General features: G+C 73.5%; 21 protein-coding genes. 3 read left to right on the top strand and 18 right to left on the bottom strand.

What is annotated here, in order from left to right:
• Positions 1–15: 15 nt before the first annotated feature.
• Together dapD and ACFVS0_RS06130 are read left to right on the top strand one after the other, a co-directional pair.
• The gene (gene dapD / locus ACFVS0_RS06135; protein ID WP_430549667.1) at positions 16–984 is read left to right on the top strand and encodes a 2,3,4,5-tetrahydropyridine-2,6-dicarboxylate N-succinyltransferase; all 969 of its coding nucleotides are present in this window, start codon (positions 16–18) and stop codon (positions 982–984) included.
• Between the two features lies 1 nt (position 985).
• Positions 986–1903 (top strand): hypothetical protein, encoded by a 918-nt coding sequence (locus tag ACFVS0_RS06130; RefSeq protein WP_430549666.1) that lies wholly within the window; start codon positions 986–988, stop codon positions 1901–1903.
• A gap of 66 nt (positions 1904–1969) precedes the next feature.
• Here the strand turns inward: ACFVS0_RS06130 and ACFVS0_RS06125 are convergent, their stop codons facing one another.
• From ACFVS0_RS06125 to fdxA, 3 genes are all read right to left on the bottom strand, one after another.
• A complete protein-coding gene (locus ACFVS0_RS06125) occupies positions 1970–3292 on the bottom strand; it encodes a citrate synthase (protein WP_430549665.1) in 1323 nt (440 codons plus the stop codon).
• 193 nt (positions 3293–3485) lie between these two features.
• The gene (gene dapC / locus ACFVS0_RS06120) at positions 3486–4637 is read right to left on the bottom strand and encodes a succinyldiaminopimelate transaminase (protein WP_430587457.1); all 1152 of its coding nucleotides are present in this window, start codon (positions 4635–4637) and stop codon (positions 3486–3488) included.
• Positions 4637–4954: a ferredoxin gene (gene fdxA, locus ACFVS0_RS06115; protein ID WP_429762524.1), complete on the bottom strand. Its 318-nt coding sequence runs from the start codon at positions 4952–4954 to the stop codon at positions 4637–4639. Before fdxA ends, dapC begins: the two co-directional genes overlap by 1 nt.
• A 139-nt stretch (positions 4955–5093) precedes the next feature.
• Between fdxA and ACFVS0_RS06110 the strand changes: the two genes are divergently transcribed.
• Positions 5094–5399, top strand: coding sequence for a hypothetical protein (locus ACFVS0_RS06110; protein WP_430585039.1), 306 nt, complete (start codon positions 5094–5096; stop codon positions 5397–5399).
• A 19-nt stretch (positions 5400–5418) separates the two neighbouring features.
• Here the strand turns inward: ACFVS0_RS06110 and ACFVS0_RS06105 are convergent, their stop codons facing one another.
• The 15 genes from ACFVS0_RS06105 to ACFVS0_RS06035 form a co-directional block, all read right to left on the bottom strand.
• Complete coding sequence (locus ACFVS0_RS06105; protein WP_430587456.1) at positions 5419–6438, bottom strand: prephenate dehydrogenase; 1020 nt, start codon at positions 6436–6438, stop codon at positions 5419–5421.
• Positions 6435–7397 carry a prephenate dehydratase gene (locus ACFVS0_RS06100; protein ID WP_430587455.1) on the bottom strand — a complete coding sequence of 321 codons (963 nt, stop codon included), beginning with the start codon at positions 7395–7397 and terminating at the stop codon, positions 6435–6437. The genes ACFVS0_RS06105 and ACFVS0_RS06100 overlap by 4 nt, the downstream gene beginning before the upstream one ends.
• A gap of 13 nt (positions 7398–7410) precedes the next feature.
• A complete protein-coding gene (locus ACFVS0_RS06095; RefSeq protein WP_430549660.1) occupies positions 7411–8316 on the bottom strand; it encodes a hypothetical protein in 906 nt (301 codons plus the stop codon).
• Positions 8316–10538 carry a VanW family protein gene (locus ACFVS0_RS06090; RefSeq protein WP_430587454.1) on the bottom strand — a complete coding sequence of 741 codons (2223 nt, stop codon included), beginning with the start codon at positions 10536–10538 and terminating at the stop codon, positions 8316–8318. Before ACFVS0_RS06090 ends, ACFVS0_RS06095 begins: the two co-directional genes overlap by 1 nt.
• A gap of 212 nt (positions 10539–10750) precedes the next feature.
• Positions 10751–11167, bottom strand: coding sequence for a DUF6113 family protein (locus ACFVS0_RS06085; protein WP_430549658.1), 417 nt, complete (start codon positions 11165–11167; stop codon positions 10751–10753).
• Between the two features lie 10 nt (positions 11168–11177).
• Positions 11178–12299 carry a PIG-L family deacetylase gene (locus ACFVS0_RS06080; RefSeq protein ID WP_430587453.1) on the bottom strand — a complete coding sequence of 374 codons (1122 nt, stop codon included), beginning with the start codon at positions 12297–12299 and terminating at the stop codon, positions 11178–11180.
• Between the two features lie 11 nt (positions 12300–12310).
• Positions 12311–14221, bottom strand: a complete 1911-nt coding sequence (typA, locus tag ACFVS0_RS06075; protein WP_430549656.1) for a translational GTPase TypA — start codon at positions 14219–14221, stop codon at positions 12311–12313.
• A 57-nt stretch (positions 14222–14278) separates the two neighbouring features.
• Positions 14279–16012, bottom strand: a complete 1734-nt coding sequence (locus ACFVS0_RS06070) for a BCCT family transporter (protein WP_430585032.1) — start codon at positions 16010–16012, stop codon at positions 14279–14281.
• A gap of 187 nt (positions 16013–16199) precedes the next feature.
• Entirely contained in the window at positions 16200–17981 is a 1782-nt protein-coding gene (locus ACFVS0_RS06065) for a dipeptide ABC transporter ATP-binding protein (protein WP_430563876.1), read from the bottom strand.
• Positions 17978–18955: an ABC transporter permease gene (locus tag ACFVS0_RS06060; RefSeq protein WP_430549653.1), complete on the bottom strand. Its 978-nt coding sequence runs from the start codon at positions 18953–18955 to the stop codon at positions 17978–17980. The genes ACFVS0_RS06065 and ACFVS0_RS06060 overlap by 4 nt, the downstream gene beginning before the upstream one ends.
• The gene (locus tag ACFVS0_RS06055) at positions 18948–19874 is read right to left on the bottom strand and encodes an ABC transporter permease (RefSeq protein WP_430545073.1); all 927 of its coding nucleotides are present in this window, start codon (positions 19872–19874) and stop codon (positions 18948–18950) included. The genes ACFVS0_RS06060 and ACFVS0_RS06055 overlap by 8 nt, the downstream gene beginning before the upstream one ends.
• A 204-nt stretch (positions 19875–20078) precedes the next feature.
• Entirely contained in the window at positions 20079–21761 is a 1683-nt protein-coding gene (locus ACFVS0_RS06050) for an ABC transporter substrate-binding protein (protein ID WP_430563875.1), read from the bottom strand.
• 211 nt (positions 21762–21972) lie between these two features.
• Positions 21973–22692: an ABC transporter ATP-binding protein gene (locus tag ACFVS0_RS06045; protein ID WP_430549651.1), complete on the bottom strand. Its 720-nt coding sequence runs from the start codon at positions 22690–22692 to the stop codon at positions 21973–21975.
• Positions 22689–23663, bottom strand: coding sequence for an ABC transporter ATP-binding protein (locus ACFVS0_RS06040; protein ID WP_430587452.1), 975 nt, complete (start codon positions 23661–23663; stop codon positions 22689–22691). Before ACFVS0_RS06040 ends, ACFVS0_RS06045 begins: the two co-directional genes overlap by 4 nt.
• 81 nt (positions 23664–23744) lie before the next feature.
• Positions 23745–25196, bottom strand: coding sequence for an FtsX-like permease family protein (locus tag ACFVS0_RS06035; protein ID WP_430587451.1), 1452 nt, complete (start codon positions 25194–25196; stop codon positions 23745–23747).
• Positions 25197–25283: the final 87 nt, after the last annotated feature.

Raw genomic sequence — 25283 nt, 5'->3', positions numbered from 1 at the left:
ACTACGCTGGTCCGCATGACGACGCCTGCCACCTCCCGCCCCGCCTGGGGCCTCGGTCTCGCCACGGTCGCCGACGACGGCACGACCCTCGACGTCTGGTACCCCGCGCCCGTGCTGGGGGCGCCGCCGGAGACCGACGTCGACATCCCGGCCGAGCTCGACGCCCTCACCGAGCGGGACGACGCGCGGCGCGTGGACGTCGTCGTCGTGCGCACCGTGATCGACCTCGACGCCGCACCGCAGGACACCCGGGACGCGTACCTGCGCCTGCACCTGCTCTCCCACCGGCTGGTCCAGCCCCACGGCCTCAACCTGGACGGCCTCTTCGGCGTCCTGACCAACGTGGTGTGGACGTCGCACGGCCCGTGCGCCGTCGAGGGCTTCGAGGCCACCCGCCTGCGCCTGCGCGCCGACACGGGCCGCGCCGTCACGGTGTACGGGATCGACAAGTTCCCCCGCATGGTCGACTACGTCGTGCCCGCGGGCGTGCGGGTCGCCGACGCCGACCGCGTGCGCCTCGGCGCACACCTCGCGGCGGGCACCACGGTGATGCACGAGGGCTTCGTGAACTTCAACGCCGGCACGCTCGGCGCCTCCATGGTCGAGGGCCGCATCTCTGCCGGGGTCGTCGTGGGCGACGGGTCCGACGTCGGCGGCGGCGCGTCGATCATGGGCACCCTCTCCGGCGGCGGCAAGGAGGTCATCCGCGTGGGCGAGCGGTCGCTGCTCGGCGCGAACGCCGGCCTCGGCATCCCGCTCGGCGACGACTGCGTCGTCGAGGCCGGCCTCTACCTCACCGCGGGCACCAAGGTCACCGTGCTCGGCGAGATGGGCGCCGACGGCGACCCGCTGGTGGTCAAGGCCCGCGACCTCGCCGGCCGCGACAACCTCCTGTTCCGCCGCAACTCGCGCACGGGCGCGGTCGAGGTCCTGGAGCGGGGCGGCGTGGGCATCGAGCTCAACGCCGCGCTGCACGCCAACTGAGGTGTCCGGGAGGCCGGGCCGGCGGAGGGGCCGGCGACGGGCGACCGGGGCGGCCCTCGCCGCGGTCCTCGTCGTCGGCGCCGGCGCGACCGCCGGCGTCGTGTGGATCCTCAACCGGGTCGACGCGCCCTCGGTGCAGCGGTGCGCGGCCGAGCTGGACGGCACGTCGTGGTACCTCACGCCGGTCCAGGCCGACAACGCCGCCCTGATCGTGGGCACGTCCGTGCAGCGCGGGCTGCCCGGCCGGGCGGCCACGATCGGGCTCGCGACGGCGCTCCAGGAGTCCCGGCTGGTCAACATCGACTACGGCGACCGCGACTCGGTGGGCCTCTTCCAGCAGCGCCCCTCGCAGGGGTGGGGCACCGTCGACGAGATCATGGACCCGGTCTACTCGACGGGGAGGTTCTACGACGGCCTGGTCGAGGTCGACGGCTACGAGGACCTGGAGGTCACCGTCGCCGCCCAGGCGGTGCAGCGCTCCGCGTTCCCCGAGGCGTACGCGCAGCACGAGACCCGGTCACGGGCCTGGGCGTCCGCGCTCACCGGCCACTCCCCCGGGGCGATCACGTGCGACCTGCCGCCCACCGAGGAGGACGACGCCCCGTCCGGCGCCGCCGCCAGGGAGGTGCTCGCCGAGCGGGCGGCGCGCGACCTCGGGCTGCCCGCCGACGCGCTGCGGGCCGACACGTCCGACGAAGACGTGAACGCCGTCGTCGTGGACGCCGCCGCCGTTCCGCTCGACGGCGAGCTCGCCACCTGGGCCGTCGCCCACTGGGCGGTCGCGACGGCCGCCGTCTCCGGGGCGCAGGAGGTGCGGGCCGGCGCACGGGCATGGGCCCGCGAGGACGGCGAGTGGTCCGTCGTGGACGACGACGCCGGCCGCCGGCCCGACGGCCAGGTGACGATCGTCCTGTCGTGATCGTCCTGGTCGCGGGCCGACGGCCGGCGGCGGTGCGGTGCGGTGGTGCGGTGCTGGGGCGGAGCCTCAGCGCTGCTCGAGCGGCACGTAATCGCGCTCGGTGGGACCGGTGTAGACCTGCCGCGGACGGCCGATCTTGGTCTGCGGGTCGTTCATCATCTCGCGCCACTGGGCGATCCAGCCGGGCATGCGGCCCAGAGCGAACAGCGGCGTGAACATGGCCGGGGAGAAGCCCATGGCCTTATAGATCAGCCCGGTGTAGAAGTCGACGTTCGGGTAGAGCTTGCGCTGGACGAAGTAGTCGTCGGACAGCGCGATCTCCTCGAGCCCCCGGGCGATGTCGAGGAGCTCGTCCTTGGCGCCGAGCTGGCCGAGCACGGCGTCCGCGTGCTTCTTCACGATCGCGGCGCGCGGGTCGTAGCTCTTGTAGACGCGGTGGCCGAAGCCCATGAGCCGGACGCCGGCCTCCTTGTTCTTGACCTTCTTCATAAAGGTCTCGACGGAGTCGTCGCCGCTGCGGATGCTCTCGAGCATCGTGAGGACGGCCTCGTTGGCGCCGCCGTGCGACGGGCCGGACAGCGCGTTGATCCCGGCGGCGACCGACGCGTACAGCGTCGCGTTCGACGAGCCGACGATGCGCACGGTGGACGTGGAGCAGTTCTGCTCGTGGTCCGCGTGCAGGATGAGGAGCTTGTCCATGGCGGACACGAGCACCGGGTCGGACTCCCACTGCTCGTAGGGCCGCGAGAACGTCATGCGCAGGAAGTCGTCGACGTAGCCGCGGGCGTAGTCCGGGTACATCAGCGGCTCGTCGCGCGTGGCGCGGTGCAGGTACGAGGTGATGGTGCGGATCTTGGCGAGGATCAGCACGGTGGCGAGCTCGACCGCCTCCGGGTCGTGCGGGTCCAGCGACTCGGGGTAGTACGTCGCGAGCGCGTTGACCGCCGACGCCAGGATCGACATCGGGTGGCCGCCGCGCGGGAACGACGACAGGAAGGCGCGGAACCCCTCGGGCACCAGGGTGTGCCGGTTGACCCGCTCCTCGAACGCCGACAGCTCGGCCGGCGAGGGCAGCGCGCCGTGGATCAGCAGGTAGGCCACCTCGAGGAAGGTGGACGAGTCGGCGAGCTGCTCGATGGGGTACCCGCGGTAGCGCAGGATGCCCTGGTCGCCGTCGATGTACGTGATCTCCGACTGGCACGACGCGGTGTTCGTGAACCCGGGGTCGACCGTGACGAGCCCGGTGTCCTTCAGCAGGGACGACACGACGATGCCGTCGTTGCCCTCCGTGGCAGGGACGACGGGCAGCTGTCGAGCGGTACCGTCGACGACGAGCTCGACCGAGGCGGAGTCGCCCGTGGTGCCTGCGGCAGGCGTGGTGGACGTCATGTCTTCCTTCCGTGACGGGCCTGCCGACTCCCGACGACGGGACCGGTGGGCGCGTGACTCGTGACTCAGGGACGGGGGCGGCCCGGGGCACGCCGGCCGTGGCATCCTCCAGGGCTACCTCGGCCTGCGGTCGAACCTACCCCCCAACACCAAGGTGTTCCAATCCCTCACCCAGCCGCAGCCATCCACCGGGTCACAGATCTGTGATGCGCGCCACAGCCTCGGCCACGGAGCCGTCCGGCGCCGTGAGCGCGACGCGGACGTGCCGCCGCCCCGCGTCGCCGTAGAACTCCCCCGGCCCGACCAGGATGCCCCGGTCGGCGAACCACGCCGCGAGGTCGCGCGACGTGGCACCTGCGAGCGGCGTCCCCTCGGCCGGGCGGGCCCACAGGTAGAGACCCGCCTCCGAGCCGTCCACGACGAAGCCCGCCGCCCCGAGCGCGCCGAGCAGCACGTCGCGGCGTCGGCGGTAGACCTCGCGCTGGGCCGCGACGTGCGCGTCGTCGCCCAGCGCGGCGGTCATCGCCGCCTGGACCGGTGCGGGCACGATCATGCCGAGGTGCTTGCGGGTGGCCAGGAGACCGGACACCAGGGCGGGGTCGCCTGCCACGAACGCGGCGCGGTACCCGGCCACGTTGGACTGCTTCGACAGCGAGTAGGCGACGAGCAGCCCCTCGGGGCTGTCCCCGGTCACGCGGGGGTCGAGCAGGCTCGGCACCCGCGAGACGCCGTCGTCGCCGACCCAGGCGTCGGCCCACGGCAGCTCGGCGTAGCACTCGTCGCCCACGACGACGGCGCCGATCTCCCGCGCCGCCTCGACGACGCGGCGCAGGTGCGCGACGTCGGCGACCTCGCCGGTCGGATTGCCGGGCGAGTTCACCCACACCAGGCGCACGTCGCTGCGCCCCGCCCAGGCGTCGACGTCGTCCGTGGCCAGCGGCGTCGCTCCCGCCAGCCGCGCCCCGACGTCGTAGGTCGGGTACGCGACCGCCGGGTGCACGACGACGTCGCCCGGGCCCAGGTGCAGCAGCGAGGGCAGCAGGCCGACGAGCTCCTTGGAGCCGACCGAGGGCAGCACGGCCGCCGGATCGAGCCCCGGCACGCCGCGGCGGCGCGCGAACCAGCCCGTCACGGCCTCCCGGAGCGCGGGCGTGCCGTGCGTCAGCGGGTAGCCGTGGGCGTCCGACGCCGCGGCGAGCGCGTCACGGACGACCTGCGGCGTCGGGTCGACGGGCGTGCCGATCGACAGGTCCACGACGCCGCCGGGGTGGGCACGGGCGGTCGCCCGCACGTCGTCGAGCGTGTCCCAGGGGTAGGGCAGTCCGCCGAGGTCGGCGAACCCCATCAGGCCTGGGGCGGCAGGCCGGCGATCATGGGGTCGTCCTTCTCGATGAGCCCCATCTTCGCGGCGCCGCCCGGAGAGCCGAGGTCGTCGAAGAACTCGACGTTGGCCCGGTAGTAGTCCTTCCACTGCTCGGGGACGTCGTCCTCGTAGTAGATGGCCTCCACCGGGCACACCGGCTCGCAGGCGCCGCAGTCCACGCACTCGTCCGGGTGGATGTACAGGGAGCGCGAGCCCTCGTAGATGCAGTCCACGGGACACTCCTCGATGCACGCCTTGTCCTTGACGTCGACGCACGGCTGAGCGATCACGTAGGTCACTGCGGGCTACCTTCCAGGTGACGAGGGCGCGGTCCGGCGGGCGGGCTGCGGGTCTCGATGATTCGTCGTTGGTGCTTCTCCGGTGCTGACCGGGCGCGGGCGCAGCGCCCGCGCAGCCAACTCTAGTATCGCTGACGTGGTGCCTTCGCCGTCAGCCGTCCCACCTGCTGTCCCGTCCCCCGAGCCGCTGCCCGCGTGGCGCGAGCTGCCCGCGGGGACCCGCGTCGTCGTGCGGCGCCGGCTGACGCCCGCGGAGGCCGCCGAGAGCGGGGCCCGGTGGGCGGACGTCGTGGGGATTCTCACGGCGGCCGGGCCCGCCGGCCTGCGCGTGCGGCCCGACCGCTCCCCCGGCCTGCCGGAGGTCGCCGTCGCCGCCGCCGACGTCGAGGCCGTGAAGCCGGTCCCGCCGCGACGGCCGCGGCGCGGGCGGCCCGCCGAAGCCTGAGACCACGGCCCGGCGCCGCTCAGCGCGGCGCGCGCACCCGGACCGTGCCGTCGTCGACCCCCACGACGACGGCACCCGCCGTGCAGCGCGCCACCAGGGCGTCGACCACGCCGGCCGTCCACCCGTCGCCGACCGGCAGCCCCTCCTCCGGCCCGGCCGGGCGGGGACGGCCCCCCGCGCGGAGCTCACGGACGTCGTCGGCGGCGTGGAAGACCTCGTGCAGGGCGCCGTTGGTCTCCAGCGCGCCGATCACGACCTCGAGGTCGCGCACCACCTTGCGCAGCGCGGGCGCCACCCACGCGGCGTTCTCCGTGACCATCGCCTCCGTGCGGGCCGGGTCGGTGAGCGCCACCCGGGTGCCGTCGCGGAAGCTGCCGGCGGCGAGGCCCAGCGCGAGGTCGCGCACGGGCGCGCCCGCCACGGCGTTGAGGAGCTGGGTGGCCAGCACGTGCGGTACATGGCTCACCAGCGCGGCCGCCTCGTCGTGCCGGTCGTCGGTGACCACCGCGGCGGTGCCGGCCAGCGGGCCCGTCACCAGGCGCAGCACCTGCGCGAGGCGCCGGGGCTCGTCGGGCGCGGCGGCCCCCGGCTCGGCCACGGTCACGGCCCAGGGCGCCGCGTCGAGCAGGGCGGCGTCGGACGCGCCGAAGCCGCTGTGCTCGGTGCCGGCCATCGGGTGGGCCCCGACGTACCGGTCGCCCAGCCCCGCGGCGACGACCGCCGCACGCACCGGACCCTTGACCGAGCCCACGTCGGTCACGGTCGCGTCGCCGCCGGCGAGCAGCGGCGCGAGCTCCGCGGCCGTGGCGCGCACGGCGCGCAGCGGGACGGCGAGCACGACGACCTCCGGGTCCGCGGCGCACAGGCCCGCCAGGTCGTCGGCGACGCGCAGCCCGACGGCGCGCGCGTCGGCGCGCGTGCCGGCGTCGACGTCGGTCGCGACGACGACCGCGCCGCGCGCGGCGAGCAGCCGCGCGAGCGACCCGCCGACCAGACCGAGGCCGACGACCCCGATCCGGCCGGCTCCCTCGCCGGTCACCACAGCAGGCCCCTCGCGACCGTGGCGTCGTCGTCCGCGCCCAGCACGCTGCCCGTCGGCACGTGGTCGGGCAGCACGCCGTCGAGCGCCGGTCCGCCGGGCGCCACGGGGAACGCGCCGAGCACCTTGAGCGAGTCGCCCGCGCCGAGCAGGGCGGCGAAGAGGTCGCGGACCTGCGGTTCCCAGGGGGCGCCGTCGAGCGTCACGACGAACACGTACTGGCGCTCGCGGACCTTCAGCGGCCGCTCCACCAGGCTCGACATGTTCACGCCGCGCTCCGCGAACTCCGCCGTGACGCGCGCCAGCACGCCCGGTCCGGTGACCACCGGGGTCACGGCGACCATGGTGCGCCACGCCTCGGGGGCGGCGCCGTGCCCCGCCGCGCGGGCCGGCGCCCAGGCGGCCGTCGCGTCGTCCCGGCGGCACAGCACGACGAACCGCGTGCGCGCGCCGGCGAAGTCCTCCACCCCCGTCGCGAGGGTCTCCAGCCCGTAGAGCTCGCCGCACAGCCGGGGGCCGAACGCGACCTGGTGGTCGGCGAGGTCCCGGCACGCCGCCGCGTTCGACGACGCCGGCACGGGCAGCAGGCCCCGCTCCGCGACGAACCGCGTGCACTGCGCCAGGCCGTGCGGGTGCGCCGTCGCCTCGCGCAGGCCCGACGGGTCGGCATGCCCGGGTCGCACGAACGCGTCGAAGGAGACGTCCAGCACGACCTCGTCCACCGCGACCACGTCGGGGCTGCCCACCAGCGCGTCCAGGGACGGCACGACGTACCCCTCGACGGAGCTCTCGATCGCCACCACCCCCCGGTCCGCGGCGCCCGACGCGACGGCGTCGTGCACCTCCCGGACGGTGGCCAGCGGCTGCTGCGCGGCGTCGCCGCCACCCGCCCGTGCACCGACCCAGCGCCGGACCGCCTCGTGGGTGAACGTGCCCTCCGGCCCGAGGTACGCGATCATCGTCCGCCGCTCCTCACTCCGCGGCCCGGGCGCCCGCGGCCCACCGCGGCGCCAGCGGCACGGGGCCGGGCACGAAGCCCTCGCCCGGCAGCACGGCCAGCGTGCGGTGGGCGACGCCACGAGCGTCGAGCTCGGCGACGAGCCCGTCGAGCACGTCGACGCTCGCGCAGCGGAACGACGTGAAGAAGACGTGCGGCCCGTGGGCCGACGGGTGGCTGCGCAGGTGCTGGAGGTCGACGCCCGCCGCCGACAGGACGGCCAGCGTGTCCTGCAGGGACCCCCGGTGGTCGTCCGACGGCCCGACGGCGAGCCACACCTGGGCGGGGACGTCGAACCGCGGCCACTGCGCCCGCGCCTCCAGGAGCCCGTACCAGACCGGCATCCGGCCGGCGAGCCGCTCGCTGCCGGGCACCTCGACCCAGCCCGCGGGCACCCGGGGCCGCTCCACGACGAGCGACCCGGCGGGCCCCGCCAGCGCGACCCGCTCGTCCACCGACGTGCGGGTCGGCACCAGCCGCGGGCTCACGCCCATGCCGCGCAGCAGGTCCTGGCAGTCGCGCATCCCCGCCTCGTCGATGACCACCTGGCCGCCCGTCGCGCCTGCCGGAGCCACCCACACCCACTGCGGCGCCACGGCGACGGCCGCCGTGACGATGAGCGACGGCTCACCGGCGAGCAGCGCCTCCTCCAGCCCCGGCGACGGTTGCTCCGGGTGCCCCAGGTGCACGACCGCCGCCAGGTCGTCGATCGTGGCCACCGTGGCCAGCGTGTCCGACGTCGTGCCGAGGTCCAGCAGCTCGATCGACTCGTCCGGCACGGCCGTGGCCACCGCCGACCCGGGGGCGACCCCCGACCAGCCCGCGTCGTGCGCCGCCTGTGCGGCGTGCGCCGGGGACTCGCGTTCCGAGCGTCCGAGCATCAGTCCTCCTTGGCCTTCCCGTCGTCGCCGGCGTCGTCCTCGCCGTCGTCCTTGGGCTGGCGGTCGTCGTCGCGGTCGGCCTTCGGCTGGTCGCACACGACGGGGTTGTCCGGCTTGTAGGTCCAGGTCTTCGACTCGTCCTTGACCTGCTTGCCGTCGTGGAACACCTGCCGGTAGTTCGTGATCGTGAACCCGTCGTTGCCGCCCGGGTAGGGCTCGCAGCCCGCGCCCGACTTGTGCACCGCGGTGGCCGGGACCACGTTGCGCTTGTCGCCCGCCTGCTTCTTCACCTCGTAGTACTTGGTCGACCAGATCTGCACGTGCAGCTCGCCGCCCGAGACCCACGACTGCATGACGGCGCCGTACGGGGTGTCGTTGGTGAACTCCATGTCGATGGCGCCCACGTAGATGGTCGCCTCGCGCCCGGCCGGGTACCGGCTGAACCAGTAGCTGTGCGGCTGGTGGCCCGCGTCGTCGTAGCCGGCGAGGAACCCGGCGTTGTACGTGGTCGTGGCCATCTGGGACAGCCCACCGCCCACGGCGTCGGTGTGCACGCCGTTGCTCACGACGCCCGCCGCGACGAAGCCGTTCGACTCGTCGATGGGCGACAGGGTGTCGAGCAGCGAGAACGTCTCGCCCGGCGCCACGAGGGTGCCGGTGATGATCTGGGCACCGCGCTCGAGGTTGCGCGTGCGGATCGGCTCGCTCGTCAGCGGGGTCGAGAACGACGAGACGACCTCCTTGACCCCCATGTCCTCGAGGGCCTCCTTGGTGCGCTCCGGCTCCCGCTCGACCAGCTTCAGCTGGGTCTTCCGGTCGTCCGAGAGGGCGGCCTTGCCGACCGCGGACGCGGTGTCGTCCGGGTCGAGCGTCGTGCCCTGCTCCCCGCCCTCGACGACCGGCTTGCCGCCGGAGAACACGAAGTGCGCGTCGTCCGGCTCGGTGAGCAGGTCGTCCGTGTCGTCCACGACGTCGGAGACCAGCTTCTTGCCGTCGAACCGGGCCTTCAGCTCGCCGTCGGTGTTCTTGAACGACGTCGCGCCGGCGAGCGCCTTCGGCGCCAGCTCCGCGGACTGCTCCCCGACGTCGACCGTGACGGGGCCGCTCACCACCTGCTGCGCCTGCTCCAGAGCGGCGTCCGTCTCCGCCTGCGTCACCGCGGGCTCGACGACCTCGGTCGGGAGGTCGACCGGGCCCGACGTGACGAGCCAGGCGTCCGCGACGGCGGCCACGGCGTCGTCGACCAGCACGCTCGACCCCTCGACCGCGTCCGTGGCGGTGGCCTTGGCGCCCTTGAAGCCGACCGTGCCGTCCACGGGCTCGACCTTCAGGGACTCCTCCAGGCCGGAGACCGCCTCGGTGAGGGTGGGTCGGGAGACGTCGACGACGGGCGGTACGGCGTCGCCGCCGACGAGGTGCTCCCACAGGTGCGCGGGGCTGAGGGAGAAGCCCGTGAGCCCGTCGACGGTCGCCTGCGCGTCGAACGCCAGGCCGGCGGCGGCCGGGTCGATCGTGCTCGACGCCTCGCCCGCCCGGACGTCGATCGGCTCCTCGGCACGCTCGCCGAGGCCGTCGTCGAGCGCGGCGACCGCGGGCCCGGCGTCCATCCCGCCGATCTCGACCCCGGCCACGCTGGTGCCCTTCGGCACCGTCCCCGCGACGGCCCACTGCGCGCCCGCGTAGAGGCCCGCGAGGACCACGAGCCCGACGCCGGCCCACAGCGCGACCTTCGGCGCGCGGCTCGGCGCGCCGTCTCCGGCCAGGCCGTCGAGCGGTGAGCCGGGGTCCGCCGGCGGCGGCGTCGCCGGCCCGGCGGGGACGCCGCCGAGGGCCGCGGCAGCCGGATCACCGGACGGCGCTCCCTGGGGGGCGGGCGGGACCGACGCCGCCACCGCCGGCAGCGCCTGGGTGGGCGGTCCCGACGACGGCGCGGGCACCGTGGCGATGACCCGCTGCTCGTACAGCCGCACCCGCGGCTGGTACGGGGTGTCCGGCTCGTCGGCGTCCGGCGGCTCGGGAGCAGGCGCCTCGGCGGTCGGCCCGGCAGCCGGCGCGGCGACGGGCTGCCCCGGGGCCTGCGGCGGCTCGGACCTGCCCGGCGCCGTGGGCGCACCAGCCCCGGGCTCGACCTGAGGCTCGACCTGAGGCTCGGACTCGGGGCGCGCAGGCTCGGCGGGTGCGGACCCGGCGGGGTCCGGCTCGCGCTCGGTCGGGTGACCCATGCATGCTCCGTCAGGGTGGGGTGCGGGGCGACGCCCCGGGGGGACAGGTGACGCGGGGCGGACCCGCCTGGGGGATCCTACTCGGGCGCCGCAGCCCGGCCCGGTGCAAGTCCGGGTGAAAGTGCCAAATCGGACGCCGGTTCGCACAGGTTCGTCACGCCCGGCCGGGCGGCGCGCACCGGACGCTCACAGACGGTCACGGGGACCGTGCCTCAGCCTCGCCGGTCGGAGAACCACGACCCGGGCAGGAAGGCCGCCACGAGGAACATCGCGAGGCCTCCGTAGGTCCACACCAGACCGACGGGCTGCGCCGGCACCAGCACGTCCCCACCCGGGCCCGCGACGGCGAGCACCTGCACCGCGACGACCCAGCCCGCGCCGGCCGCGAGCAGCGGGCCCCACCCGGCCCACGCGCGGCACAGGACCGCCGTGGACAGCGTGATCGCGAGGGCCAGCACGATGCCGACGGGCAGGTCGTGCCACTGGGTGCGGTGCGCGACGGTGCCGAGCACCCCGACGGCGGCGCCCAGCACGAGGGCGAGGACCGCGCGCGCGGCGGACCGCCACCACCGGCCGGCGCCCGCCGGGGCGGGGGGCGAGGTGGGCGTCGCGTGCTCGGGGGTGGTCATCGGCGCGAGCCTACCGGCGACCGGCGCGCCGCGACGTCCGACCGGGAGCACGGGGCACCTCGCGCGACGCCTCTGGAGACAGATGCGGAGACAGATGCGGAGACACGAGGTAGAGCTCGTGCGCCAGCACCGGGGCGAGGACGTCGTTGCTCAGGGCGTACCAGCCGAGCAGGCCGGCGCCGGGGTCCTCCGCCGCCGGTGCCGGGGTGACGTGCTGCACCTGGGTGGCGTGGGCGCGCATCGCGGCGAGCACACGGTCGAGCACCGCGGCGACGTCGACCTGTGCGACGTCGTGCGGCCCGGCGTCGCGCAGCTCCGCGTCGTGGCGCGCGAGCGGGGGCAGGGGTTCGTCGGGGTCCGGAAAGGTCAGCCCGGTGCGGGCGGCGAGGTCCCGCGCCGCGGGGGCGGCGGCCAGCGCCCGGCGGCCCGCCCGCAGCGCGGCGGACGGCGTCACCGCGCGCCACAGCTCGGCGGCCCACGGCTCGCCAGGCACGGGGGCTCCTGGGTCGGCCGCGAGCGCGAGCGCCCGCACCGCGACGTCGTGCGTGCGCACGTGGTCCGGGTGCCCGTAGCCGCCCTGCTCCTCGTACGTCGCGACGACGACGGGGCGGCGGGCGCGCACGACCGCCGCCAGCCGCACGGCGGCGTCGTCGAGCGGCACGCGCGCGAACGCCGTCGCGGGCGCGTCGTCCGCCGGCCCGGCCACGCCCGGCGCGACCCAGGCCATGCCCGAGTCCTCGAACCGCTCGGTGGACGCCCGACGCACCCCGGTGGGCCGGGTGTCGGACAGGTCGACGGCGTCGAGGAACGTGTGCCCGACGACGCCCGACGCGCCGCCCAGCGCGGCCAGGGCGGCGGCCAGCTCCGTCTCCCGGTGCGCGGCGAGGGCGGGGCCGTCACCCTCGAGGCGCGCCAGCCCCGTGCGGTGCGCCGGCGTGTCGATGACCTCGCCGCGCTCGCCGCGCGTGCAGGTGACCACGGCGACCGGCCGGCCCGCGGCGGCCCACGACGCGAGGAGCGCCCCGGTCGCGAGCGTCTCGTCGTCGGGGTGCGCGTGGACCGCGAGCAGCCCGCCGTCCCGCACGGGTACGGCGGGGACGGGCTGCGCGGCGGACACGGCGGGACCGGTCACCCGGAGGAGGGTCAGGCGCGCTTGGCCCGCGCCGTCGCCCGGGCGCGCGCCGTCGCGTCGAGCTCGACCTTGCGGATCCGCACGACCTCCGGCGTCACCTCGACGCACTCGTCCTCGCGCGCGAACTCGAGGGACTCCTCGAGCGTGAGGTGGCGCGGCGGGATGAGGTTCTCGAAGTTGTCGGCGGTCGAGGACCGCATGTTCGTCAGCTTCTTCTCCTTGGTGATGTTGACGTCCATGTCCTCGTTGCGGGAGTTCTCGCCGACGATCATGCCCTCGTAGACCTCCTGCGTGGGGTCGACGAAGAACGAGCCGCGCTCCTGCAGGTTGATCATGGCGAAGGGCGTCACCTTGCCGGCCCGGTCGGCCACGAGGGAGCCGGTGTTGCGCGACTCGATCGGGCCGTGCCACGGCTCGAAGCCCTCGGAGATCGACGCGGCGATGCCGGTGCCGCGCGTCTCCGTGAGGAACTGCGTGCGGAAGCCGATGAGGCCGCGCGCCGGGACCATGAACTCCATGCGCACCCAGCCGGTGCCGTGGTTGCTCATCGTCTCCATGCGGCCCTTGCGCTGCGCGAGGAGCTGGGTGACGGCGCCGAGGTACTCCTCCGGCACGTCGATGGTCATGCGCTCCATCGGCTCGTGGCGCTTGCCGTCGATCTGCTTCGTGACGACCTGCGGCTTGCCGACGGTGAGCTCGAAGCCCTCGCGCCGCATCTGCTCGACGAGGATCGCCAGGGCGAGCTCGCCGCGGCCCTGCACCTCCCACGCGTCCGGGCGCTCGGTGGGGAGCACCTTGAGCGACACGTTGCCGATGAGCTCGGAGTCGAGGCGGTCCTTGACCTGGCGCGCGGTGACCTTGTGGCCCTTGCCGCCCTTGCCGGCCAGGGGCGAGGTGTTGATGCCGACGGTCATCGAGATCGCCGGGTCGTCCACCGTGATGAGCGGCAGCGGGCGCGGGTCGTCGACGTCCGTGAGGGTCTCGCCGATCATGATGTCGGCGATGCCCGCCACGGCCACGATCTCGCCGGGGCCGGCGGACTCGGTGGGCACGCGGTCGAGCGCCTTCGTCTCGAGCAGCTCGGTGATCCGCACGCTCGACAGGGTGCCGTCGTGGCGGGCCCACGCGACCGTCTGGCCCTTGCGCAGGGTGCCGTTGAAGATGCGCAGCAGCGCGAGGCGGCCGAGGAACGGCGACGCGTCGAGGTTGGTCACGTGCGCCTGGAGCGGCATGTCCGCCTCGAAGGTCGGCGCCGGGATCTTCTCGAGGATCGTGCCGAACAGCGGCTCGAGGTCCTCGTTCGCCGGCAGCGCGCCGTCGGCGGGCTGGTCGATCGACGCGCGGCCGGCCTTGGCCGACGCGTACACGACGGGCACGTCGAGGATGGCGTCCAGGTCGAGGTCGGGGACCTCGTCGGACAGGTCGCTCGCGAGGCCGAGCAGCAGGTCCGTGGTCTCCCCCACGACCTCGGTGATGCGCGCGTCGGGACGGTCGACCTTGTTCACGACGACGATCACGGGCAGCTTCGCGGCGAGCGCCTTGCGCAGCACGAAACGGGTCTGGGGCAGCGGGCCCTCGGACGCGTCGACCAGCAGCACGACGCCGTCCACCATCGACAGGCCGCGCTCGACCTCGCCGCCGAAGTCGGCGTGCCCCGGGGTGTCGATCACGTTGATCGTGATGCCACCGGGCTCGCCCGCCTCGGCCGCCGACGGACCGGCGTACCGGACCGCGGTGTTCTTCGCGAGGATGGTGATGCCCTTCTCGCGCTCCAGGTCACCGGAGTCCATGACGCGGTCGTCCACGTGCTGGTGGGCGGAGAAGGCGCCTGCCTGGCGCAGCATGGCGTCCACGAGGGTCGTCTTGCCGTGGTCGACGTGGGCGACGATCGCCACGTTGCGCAGGTCGGAGCGCACAGACATCTACGGGTCTCATTTCCTGGGGTGGGGAGGCGACCCGTCAATCGGGCCGCCGCTATCTTACCCGCCCGGTCCAGGCTGCTCGTCCCCGCCCGTCTCCGGCGGCTTCTCGGGCGCGGCGCCGGGCGGGCCCTTGACGTCCCGACGGCGCGGCGCACGCAGCCGCAGCGCGCCGGGCGCGGAGGGCAGCACGTTCTCCCACCGTCCCGCGAGCGTGGTGGCGACCCGTTCCGTGACGTGCTCGGTCAGGGCCGCACGGGCGGCGCGTCGCTCGGCACGCACGATCTCCCGGTGCTCCGCGCTGAGCTCCTTGACGATCGACACCGCCATGCCGATGAGCACCAGCGAGAACGGCAGGGCGATGAGGATGGACGCCGTCTGCAGCGCCTGGAGCCCGCCCGCGAGCAGGAGGGCGATCGCGACGAGCCCCTGCAGCCCCGCCCAGAACAGGCGGCTCCACAGCGGGGGGTTGGGGTTGCCGCCATGGGCGAGCATGTCGACGACGAACGACCCGGAGTCGGACGACGTGACGAAGAAGATCACCACCAGCACGATGCCCGCGACGGCGAGCCACGTCCCGGCCCCGGGCAGGGTGTCGAAGAGCTGGAACATCGCGGTGTCGGTGTTCACCCCGCCGGTCGCGGGGTCCAGCATGCTGCCGGGCTCCGTCATCTCCTGGTGGAGCCCCGCTCCCCCGAAGACGCTGAACCAGATCGTCGCGACGGCCATCGGGACGGCGAGCGTGCCGAGGACGAACTCGCGCACGGTGCGTCCGCGCGAGATGCGTGCGATGAAGACACCCACGAAGGGTGCCCAGGAGATCCACCAGCCCCAGTAGAAGATCGTCCAGCTCGACTCCCAGGCCAGCCCTTCGTCCCCCCGGAACGCCAGCGTGTCGAAGGTCATCTGGATGACGTTCGCGAAGTAGTACCCGAACGACTGCACCCAGCTGCGCAGGATGAACAGCGTGGGGCCCAGCACCAGCACGACGGCCAGCACGATGCCCGCGAGGACCATGTTCCCGTTCGACAGCCACTTGATGCCCTTGGACAGCCCCGACGCGACCGACATCGCCGCGATCGCCGTGATCACCGCGATCAGGCCGATCTCGAGGGCGGTGCTCGGCTCCACCACGTCGAGGTACCCCAGCCCGTGGGCCACCTGCAGCACGCCCAGGCCCAGGGACGTGGCGACCCCGAACACCGTGCCGATGATCGCCACGACGTCGATGACGTTGCCCGCCCAGCCCTTCACGCGGTCGCCCAGGAGGGGCTCGAGCGCCCAGCGGATGGACACCGGCCGACCCTTGCGGTGGATCGCGTACGCCAGCGCGAGCCCGGCCACCACGTAGATCGCCCACGCGTGGAAGCCCCAGTGCACGTAGGTCTGGGAGATCGCCGCCTGCGCGAGCGTGGCGTCGTCGCCGGTGACGCCCGGCTTGGGGCTGACGAAGTGGGACAGCGGCTCGGACACCCCGTAGTAGACGAGCCCGATCCCCATCCCCGTGGCGAACAGCATGGAGAACCACACGGGAAGCTTGAAGTCCGGCGACTCGTCGTCCGGGCCCAGCACGATGTCCCCGAAGCGGCTGAGGCCCATCCAGATCGCGAAGATGACGAACGCGGCCACCAGGAGCACGTAGTACCAGCCGAACGCGCCGATCACCTCGCCCTGCAGGGTGCTCAGCACGGCGTCCGTGGCGTCGGTGAAGAGCACCGCGACCAGCACGAACACCAAAATGATGCCTGCTGCCGGATAGAAGACCCCGCGGGCCAACGTCGGTGCCCCTGCCATGCCCTTCACCCTGACGCCGTGCCTGACCATCGGCAAACGGAGACAGGACGGGGGCCGACGCACGACCAGGCCTTTTGTTTGTCCCCCCCCGGCCCCCTCTCCCCCACAACAAAAAAACGAAAAAAGAGCCGGGCCCCCCCCCCCCCCCTTTCTCTCCTCCCCCCCCCCGTCGGGCCGCGTCGGGACGTCAGCCCGCGATCGCCGCGCCCTCCAGCCCCGCACCGGGGATGGCGGCGAGCAGGTCGCGCGTGTACTGCTGGCGCGGGTTGTCGAACACCTCGTCGGTGGTCGCCTGTTCCACGACCTTGCCGTTCTGCATCACGACCACCGAGTCGGCGATCTGCCGCACGACCGCGAGGTCGTGCGTGATGAACAGGTACGACAGCCCCAGCTCCTCCTGCAGGTTCCCGAGGAGCTCCAGGATCTGCGCCTGGACGAGCACGTCGAGGGCCGACACGGCCTCGTCGAGCACGATGACCTCGGGGCGCAGGGCGAGCGCCCGAGCGATGGCGATGCGCTGGCGCTGGCCGCCGGAGAGCTCGTTCGGGAAGCGGCGCATCGCCGACTGCGGCAGCGCCACCATGTCGAGCAGCTCCCGCACCCGCTTCTCGCGCTCCTTCTTGCCGCCGACCCTGTGCAGGGCCAGGGGCTCCTCGATCGACCGGAAGATGGAGAACGTCGGGTCGAGCGAGCCGTACGGGTTCTGGAACACCGGCTGGATGCGCCGGCGGAACGCGAAGGCCTCCTTGGGCGAGTACTTCGCGACGTCCGCGCCGTCGAACTCGACGACGCCCGAGGTCGGGTCGAGCAGACCCAGCACCATGTTCGCCGCCGTGGACTTGCCCGAGCCCGACTCGCCCACCAGCGCGAGCGTGTGGCCCCGCTTGAGCGTGAAGCTCACGTCGTCGACGGCCTTGAAGTCCGTCGACGCCCCGGGGCGGCCGCCGCGGATGGTGAAGACCTTCGTGAGGTTCTTCGCCACGACGAGGTCCCGCTCCGCGGCCTTGCCCGCCGCCGGGAGCGGGACGGTCGCGTCGAGGTCCGGCGCCAGCAGCTCCTCCGACTCCTCGCCCTGCTCGTGCGCCACCTGGATGCGGCGGGACGCGAGCGACGGCGCGGAGGCGACCAGCCTCTGGGTGTACGGATGCTGCGGGTTCGCGAGGATCTGCCGGGCCGGGCCCGACTCGACGACGCGGCCCTTGAACATCACCACGAGGTGCTCGGCGCGCTCGGCGGCCAGCCCCAGGTCGTGGGTGATGAACAGGACGGCGGTGCCGAGCTCCTGCGTGAGCACCTCGAGGTGGTCGAGGATCTGCCGCTGCACCGTGACGTCGAGGGCCGACGTCGGCTCGTCCGCGATGAGGAGCTTCGGCCGCGAGGCCAGCCCGATCGCGATGAGCGAGCGCTGGCGCATGCCGCCCGAGAACTCGTGCGGGAACTGGCGCGCCCGCCGCTCGGCGTCGGGCAGGCCGGCCTCCTGGAGCAGGCCGGCGACGCGCTCCTTGCGCTCCCGCTTGCCGCCCTCGAAGCCGTTGGCCTTGAGGGCCTCCTCGATCTGGGTGCCGATGCGCCACACGGGGTTGAGGTTGGACATCGGGTCCTGCGGGACGAGGCCGATGTCCCGGCCGCGCATCGCCTCGATCTCCGTGCGGGGCAGGCCCACGATCTCGCGGCCGTCGAACTTGATGCTGCCGCCGGTCACCTTGCCGGTGCCGGGCAGCAGGTCGATCACGGCGTGCGCGGTGGTCGACTTGCCCGACCCGGACTCGCCGACGATCGCGACGGACTGTCCGGGGTACACGGTGATGTCGGCGCCGCGGACGGCGTGCACCACGCCCTCGGAGGTGGTGAACGACACCTGGAGGTCGCGGATCTCGAGCAGGGGCTTGTCGGTCCCCGCCTCGTAGCTGCGGCCGTCTCCCTCACCGACGGGCTGGTTGCCGTTCGTCACTGGGAACTGTGTCGTCATCGCTTCCGTGCCTTCGGGTCGAGGGCGTCGCGCACGACGTCGCCCATCATGATGAAGCCGAGCACCGTGATCGCCAGGCCTGCGGCCGGGTAGAAGAGGATCTCCGGCGCCTGGCGGATCGCCCGCTGGGCCTGCGAGATGTCCCCGCCCCACGAGACGGTGCTGGGCGGCAGACCGATGCCGAGGAAGCTCAGCGTGGCCTCGGCGACGATGAACGTGCCCAGCGCGACCGTCGCGTACACGATGATCGGTGCCGCCGAGTTGGGCAGCACGTGCCTCAGCAGGATCTTGCCGCGCCCCATGCCGAGCGAGCGGGCGGCGGTGACGAACTCGTTGTTCTTCACGGACATCACGGTGCCGCGCGTGATGCGGGCAATGGACGTCCACCCGAACGACGCGAGCACCAGGGCCACGGTGAAGCTGGTCCGGTTGGTGGTGATCGACATGATGACGATGGCGGCCAGCACCAGCGGGATCGCGAAGAAGATGTCGGTGATGCGCGACAGGATGACGTCGAACCAGCCGGCGAAGTAGCCGGCGACGGCGCCCATGATGGTGCCGAGGATCACGACCATCGCCGTGGACATGACGCCCACGAGCACGGACGCACGGGCGCCGTAGATGGTGCGCGCGTAGATGTCGCAGCCCTGCTTGTCGAAGCCGAACGGGTGCCCGGGCTCGGGGCCGTCCAGCGACTTGGCCAGCTCGCAGTCGAAACGCGGGTGGACGGACGTGAACCAGCCCGGGAAGGCGGCCACCGTGATGACGAGCAGGATGATCGCGGCGGCGACCCAGAACATCGGGCGCCGGCGCATCTCGCGCCACGCGTCGCGCCACAGGCTGGAGGGGGCCTCGTCCGTCTTGACCGCGTCGACGGCACCCAGGCCGCCCTCGTCGACCTCGGCGGCGAAGTGCTCCTGCCCGGGGCGCGGTCGCCGCCCGCCGGGCACGGTCTCGTAACGGTTCTCAGGCATAACGGATCCTCGGGTCGAGGGCGGCGTAGAGGAGGTCGACGAGCAGGTTCGCCAGGATGTAGACGATGACCAGCACGGTCGTGAGCGAGACGACGGTGATGTTCTCGCCTCGGATGATCGCCTGGTAGAGCGTCCCCCCGACGCCGTTGATGTTGAAGATGCCCTCCGTCACGATCGCGCCGCCCATGAGGTTGCCGAGGTCGGCGCCCAGGAACGTGACGACGGGGATGAGCGAGTTGCGCAGCACGTGGCGGCCGGTGACCTGCGAGCGACGGAGACCCTTGGCCCGCGCGGTGCGGACGTAGTCGGCGCTGAGGTTCTCCGCGACCGACGTGCGCGTCAGGCGGATCACGTAGGCGAACGACGTCGCTGCCAGCACGATCGCCGGTAGCAGGAGGCTGTAGAAGTTCGGGTCCCTGCCGACCGTGACGGGGAACCAGCCGAGCTTCACGCCCATGACGAACTGCAGCACGAAGCCGATGACGAAGGTCGGCACGGAGATGACCAGCAGGCTGATCACGAGGACGGTGCCGTCGAACCAGCCGCCCTTGCGCATCCCGGCGAAGAGCCCGAAGAGGACGCCGAAGACGCCCTCGATGACGAGCGCCATGATCGCGAGCTGGAACGTGACCGGAAGCGCCGCGCCGATGACGTCCATGATGTCCTGACCACGGAAGTCGACGCCGAAGTCGAGCGTGAAGACACCCTTGAGGAACAGCAGGTACTGCACGATGAACGGTTCGTTCAGGTTGTACTGCTCGCGAATCTGGGCTTGCACGGCCTCGGGGAGACCGCGCTCCCCGCCCAGGCCGGCCACGGGGTCTCCGGGCCGCAGGAACACGAGTGCGTAGAGCAGGAGCGTCGCCCCCAGGAACACAGGGATCACCTGTAGGAGCCTGCGTCCGAGATACCAGAGCATGTGTGTTGTCTCCTCGTTCGCCCCGGGATTCCCAGGGCCACGGGTTCAAGTTTCGGGCCTCGTTGCCAGGACGATGGCCACGACGGGTGTGGCCAGGACAAGGATAGGGGGCAGGGTGTGCGTCGTCGGCACACCCTGCCCTCCGAACATCGGCGGGCCGGCCGCGAACCTACCGGACGCGGCCGGCCGGCACCGAATCGGGCGTCAGCCCTGCTTCGTGACCTGGTACAGGATCGGGTCGCTGTCCCAGCCGAAGACGACGTTCTCGACGTCCTCGCCGAAGCCGCCGGTGGCGTTCTGGTACCACAGCGGGATACCAGGCATGTCACCGAACAGGATGGTCTGCGCCTCCTGGTAGGCCTTGATCGCGGCCTCCGGGTCGGTCGCGCCGTTGCCCTCCTTGAGCTTCGCGTCGAACTCCTTGTTCGAGTAGCCCATGTCGTTCGAGCCCGCGCCCGTGCCGTAGATCGGCCCGAGGAAGTTGCTCAGCGCCGGGTAGTCGGCCTGCCAGCCGCCACGGAAGAGGCCCTTGATCTGCTCGTTGTCACGCGCGTCGAGGAACTCGTCGAAGGTGGCGTACGGGTCGAACTCGCACCCGATGCCGAGCGTGCTGCGGACGTTGTTGCAGACGGCGTCCACCCAGGTCTGGTGGTCGGAGTCGGCGTTCGAGGCGATCTGCAGCGTGAAGTCGGCGCCGACCGGGTCCTCGCTCTCGGCCTGGTCCCAGAGCTTCTTGGCCTCGTCGGGGTTGTACTCGAGCACCTCGTTGCCCTCGACCTTGTCGGACCAGCCGTCGATGACCGGCGACGTGAAGTCCTTCGCCGGGGTGCGGGTGCCGTTGTAGATCGTCTCGGTGATCTGGTCACGGTCGATCGCCATGGAGATGGCCTGGCGGCGCAGCAGGCCCGCGTCGCCCTCGAACTCCTTGACGTACTCCGGGACGTTGATGACCTGGATGACGGCCGCGGCCTGGTTGACTGCGCGGTCGCCCAGCTCGTCCTCGAACGTCGCGAACGACGACGACGGCACGTTCTTCACGATGTCGAGCTGACCGCCGAGGAGGTCGTTGTACGCCGTGTCCTCCTCGGTGTAGGCGACCAGGTCGGCGCCGTCGTTCTGCGCCTTGCGCTCGCCCTGGTAGTCGGGGTTCGGGCGCAGCTCGATGACCTCGTTGTGCACCCAGTTCTCGACCTGGTACGGGCCGTTGCCGATCGGCTTGTCGGCGAAGGCGTCCGGGTTGTCGAAGAACGCCTCCGGGAGCGGCATGAACGCGGAGTACCCCAGGCGGATCGGGAAGTCCGACTCGGGCTGGGCGAGCTTGACCGTGAACTCGGTGTCGCTGACGACCTTGAGGCCGCTCATCGTCTCCGAGGCGGGCTTCTCACCCTCCTTGGGGCTGCCGTCCTCGTTCAGCTGGTCCTCGGCGAAGTTCACGTCCGCGAAGCCCTCGATGGGCTCGAAGAAGTAGCTGAGGTTCTGGGCGTTGGGCCCGTACGCACCGTAGTTCCAGGCGTCGACGTAGCTCTGCGCCGTCACCTTCGAGCCGTCGGTGAACGTCCAGCCGTCCTTGATCGTGATGGTCCACGTCTGGTTGTCCTTGGAGTCGATGGACTCCGCCATGTCGTTCTGCGTCTGGCCGTCGGCGTCGTAGTAGACGAGGCCCGCGAAGACGTTCGAGATGGCCAGCGAGCCGTTGGTCTCGTTCGTCATCGTGGGGATGAGCGGGTTCTGCGGCTCGCCGTTCTGCACGGTGATGATCCCGGCGCCCGAGCCGCCGCCCGTGCCCTCCCCGGTGTCATCGCCCGAGCCGCCACCGCACGCGGACAGCAGCAGGGCCGAGGCGAGGGTGAAGGCCCCGATGCCTGCAAGTCGTCGTCGAGGTGTCACGTGTCCTCCTGAGTTGAGTCGCTCACCGGCGGGGATCACCCCTCGGTGAGGTGCAGGCGCGTGTGCCCGCGCACTGCACTGTGCGCGGGTGACTCTAGTCACCGTTCGGCGCCCGCACATACCCTTCGCCCCCTTTGCACCCGGAACCGTGACCAATCCGGTATCTGGGCGCAACCTCCGGGACACGACCGGCGGCCGGCCCCGGAAACCGTCATACCGTCGCCAACCGGCCCTCGCGGACCACGAGCACCCGGTCCGCCATGGCCACCAGCTCCGGGTCGTGGGTCGCCACGACGGCGGCCACCCCGCGCGAGTGCACCAGGTCGCGCAGCAGCGCCATGACGCGCGCGGCCGTCGTCGAGTCCAGCTGGCCCGTCGGCTCGTCGGCGAGCAGCACCCGCGGTCGGGCGACCAGCGCCCGCGCCACGCCGACCCGCTGCTGCTGCCCGCCCGAGAGTTCGTACGGACGCTGCTCGGCGTGGTCCGCGAGGCCGACCGCCTCGAGCGCCTCGGCGACCCGCGTCGCCCGTTCGGCGGCGTCGACCCGCGCCAGACGCAGGGGGACCTCCACGTTCTCCGCGGCCGACAGCACCGGGATCAGCCCGAACGACTGGAACACGAAGCCGATCTCGGTGCGGCGCACCGCGTGCAGCTCGTCCTCGCCCAGGCCGCCCAGCTCGCGCTCCACGGCACCCGGGCCCTGCGCCGCGGGGTCGGCGCCGAGGTGCACCGTGCCCGTCGTCGGCCGGTCGAGCCCGCCCAGCAGGTGCAACAGCGTGGACTTGCCCGAGCCGGACGGCCCCACCACCACCACGAGCTCGCCGGCCCCCACCTCGACGGACACGTCCTCCAGCGCCCGCACCTCGCCCGCGCCGCTGCCGTAGACGCGCGAGACACCCTCCGCGCGCAGCACGGTCGTCGTGACGCTCATCGCCCCTCCTCCGACCGTCCGTGCCGTTGGTGCCGTTGCTGCCGGTCGTGCCGTCCGGCCGGCCGGACCTCCACATGGTCGGTCTCCAGGGCGAGGCGCACCCTGTCCCGCAGGTCCAGGGCGCTGACGAAGTCCTGCGGCAGCTGCAGGCGCCCGACGCGGTCCAGCACGGCGAACTCCTCCGCGACGTGCCGCTGCGCGCCGTCCTCGTCCACCTCCGTGCGGCGCAGCACCTCGGTGGACGTGCGCCCGTCGCGGATCTGCACCGTCCGCGCGACGTGCTCGGAGACGGTCGTGTCGTGCGTGACGATCAGCGTGGTGACGCCGGTGGCGGCGTTCACCCCGCGCAGCGCCTCGAGCACCTCGACGCTCGTCGCCTCGTCCAGCTCCCCGGTCGGCTCGTCCGCCAGCAGCACGCGCGGCGCGCCCGCCACCGCGACGGCGATCGCGACCCGCTGCTGCTGCCCGCCCGACATCTGGCCCGGCAGCCGGTCGGCCACGTGCCCGACGTCGAGCAGCTCGAGCAGCTCGGCCACGCGCGCCGTCCGCGCGGCCCGGGAGCCGGTGCGGGCGATCTCGAGCGGCACCCGGACGTTCTCGGCCGCCGTGAGGTACGGCAGCAGGTTCCGTCCGGTCTGCTGCCAGACGAACCCGACGGTGGAGCGCTGGTAGCGCACGCGGTCGCGCCGCGTCATCGCCAGCAGGTCCGTGCCCGCGACCACCGCGGAGCCCGCCGTCGGCAGGTCCATGCCCGACAGGATGTTGAGCAGCGTCGACTTGCCCGAGCCCGACGCCCCGACCAGGGCCACCAGGCCCCCGCGGTCGACGGCGAGGTCCAGCCCCTGCAGCGCCTGCACCTCGATGCCGTCCGTGGCGAAGATGCGCACCAGCCCGCGGCAGCGGATCTCGTCGGGCTCGCCGCGGGCGGCCTCGGCCCGCGGCCACCTGGCCTCCTCCTGCGTCACCACCATCTCGTCACCACCGTCCCGTCACAGCCCTGTCGTCGCCGTCGTCACCGTCGTCACCGTCGACGCACATCCCGCCGTCCTCCCTCATTCCGCCGCCTCCCGCAACCGCTCCGGCGTCGCGCCGCGGCGCCCCGCGACCGACGCGAGCACGGCTCCGACCACCACCGTGGCCACGAAGCCGACCACTCCCCCCACCGCGAGCACCGGGTCGACCGTGAGCGCGGGCTGCGGCCCGCCCCCGGTGAGCGCCGTGAGGTCCACGCGGGCGCGCAGCAGGGCGGGCACCGCGACGCCGACCAGCGCCCCCACGACGAGCGCGCCCAGGGCCCACGGCGCCACCTCCCACGCGACGAGCCCGCGCGACTCCGAGCGCCGCGCCCCCATCGAGCGCAGCACCGCGAGCAGGCGCTCCCGGTCGGGGGCGGCCAGCACCAGCGTGAGGGCCACGGTGAGCGCGACCAGCACCCCTGCCAGGGCGACGGAGACCCGCGCGCCGGTCGCGATCCCCCGGGCGGCCGGCGACTCCAGCAGCTCCGCGGCGACCGTCGTGCGGTCGTCGACGGCGGCCCCCGGGACCGCGTCGCGCAGCGCCGCGGCGACCTGCGCCGGGTCCGCGCCGCCGTCGAGCGCCACCAGGGCCGTGCGCGGCTCGGTCGCGTAGTCGAGCGGGCCGGCGAGGACGCCCGCGTCGAGCACGAGGGTCGACGGCGCGTCGATCACGCCGGGCACCTGGTCCGACGCACCCGCCACCACGACGTCGGCGCTCTCGTCCTGCAGGTCGAGGACGAGTCCCGTGGTGCCGGCCGCGACGTCCGGCACTCGCAGCGCGAGGGCCGGCAGGGCGCCGTCGGCGGTGGGCTGCGCCAGCTCCGCGACGGCCGGCGGGGCGTCCGGCACCCCGGCCTGCACCGCGGCGAGGTCCGCCGCGTCCACGGCGACCACCTGCACCGAGCGGGTCTTCCCGTCGGGCGACCTCAGGTGGGCGATCTCGGGCACGCGCGCCGCCGTCGCCACCGCCGCGACGCCGTCGACCTCGCGCAACGTCGTCACGGTCTCGTCGCCCAGCGCGGGTCCCGAGACCCGCAGGTCCGCCCCGAGCTCGACGTGCGCCTGGCGCGCCACGCCGGCGTCCACGGTCGACAGCAGCACGGCCGACGACGCCCCCACGGAGACCGCGAGCACCAGCGCGAGCGCGGGCACGACACCGCCGGCCGGGGCACGGGTGGCGCGCGCCGCCCCCAGGAACGGCACGAGGTCGCGCCGCCGGGACAGGAGCCGCTCGAGGCCGCGCGCCAGCAGCGGGATCACGCGCACGGCGACCAGGGCGGCCGCGGCCGCCACGACCAGCGGGGTCGCCGCCACCAGCGGGTCGACACCGCCGTCGCCCGCACCCCCGACGACACCGCGGCGAGCCAGGAGCACCGCCGCGAGCGCCGCCACGCCGATCACCGCGAGCTCCGCGGTCCGGCGCCAGGGTCCGCCCGTGCCCGCGGCGAGGTCGCGCCGCTCGGCGCGCAGCGTGCGCGGCACCGTCACGGCGGCGGGGGGGAAAAGAAGAGGGAAAGAGCCAACACCACACCCCCCCACACACGGGCCCCCCCCTCCCCCCCACCCACACACCAA

This window comes from Isoptericola sp. NPDC058082, assembly GCF_042885055.1.
Lineage (GTDB): Bacteria > Actinomycetota > Actinomycetes > Actinomycetales > Cellulomonadaceae > Isoptericola.
Note: the sequence above shows the minus strand (reverse complement) of the source record. Positions and strands in the feature narration are given on the sequence as shown.

Coding starts and splice junctions, on each gene's coding strand:
- ACFVS0_RS06040 (WP_430587452.1), bottom strand. CDS start 23,663: ATGGTGGTGACGCAGGAGGAGGCCAGGTGGCCGCGGGCCGAGGCCGCC.
- ACFVS0_RS06085 (WP_430549658.1), bottom strand. CDS start 11,167: ATGACCACCCCCGAGCACGCGACGCCCACCTCGCCCCCCGCCCCGGCG.
- ACFVS0_RS06045 (WP_430549651.1), bottom strand. CDS start 22,692: ATGAGCGTCACGACGACCGTGCTGCGCGCGGAGGGTGTCTCGCGCGTC.
- ACFVS0_RS06090 (WP_430587454.1), bottom strand. CDS start 10,538: ATGGGTCACCCGACCGAGCGCGAGCCGGACCCCGCCGGGTCCGCACCC.
- ACFVS0_RS06060 (WP_430549653.1), bottom strand. CDS start 18,955: ATGCCTGAGAACCGTTACGAGACCGTGCCCGGCGGGCGGCGACCGCGC.
- ACFVS0_RS06100 (WP_430587455.1), bottom strand. CDS start 7,397: ATGATCGCGTACCTCGGGCCGGAGGGCACGTTCACCCACGAGGCGGTC.
- ACFVS0_RS06055 (WP_430545073.1), bottom strand. CDS start 19,874: ATGCTCTGGTATCTCGGACGCAGGCTCCTACAGGTGATCCCTGTGTTC.
- dapD (WP_430549667.1), top strand. CDS start 16: ATGACGACGCCTGCCACCTCCCGCCCCGCCTGGGGCCTCGGTCTCGCC.
- typA (WP_430549656.1), bottom strand. CDS start 14,221: ATGTCTGTGCGCTCCGACCTGCGCAACGTGGCGATCGTCGCCCACGTC.
- ACFVS0_RS06095 (WP_430549660.1), bottom strand. CDS start 8,316: ATGCTCGGACGCTCGGAACGCGAGTCCCCGGCGCACGCCGCACAGGCG.
- ACFVS0_RS06125 (WP_430549665.1), bottom strand. CDS start 3,292: ATGACGTCCACCACGCCTGCCGCAGGCACCACGGGCGACTCCGCCTCG.
- dapC (WP_430587457.1), bottom strand. CDS start 4,637: ATGGGGTTCGCCGACCTCGGCGGACTGCCCTACCCCTGGGACACGCTC.
- ACFVS0_RS06065 (WP_430563876.1), bottom strand. CDS start 17,981: ATGACGACACAGTTCCCAGTGACGAACGGCAACCAGCCCGTCGGTGAG.
- ACFVS0_RS06070 (WP_430585032.1), bottom strand. CDS start 16,012: ATGGCAGGGGCACCGACGTTGGCCCGCGGGGTCTTCTATCCGGCAGCA.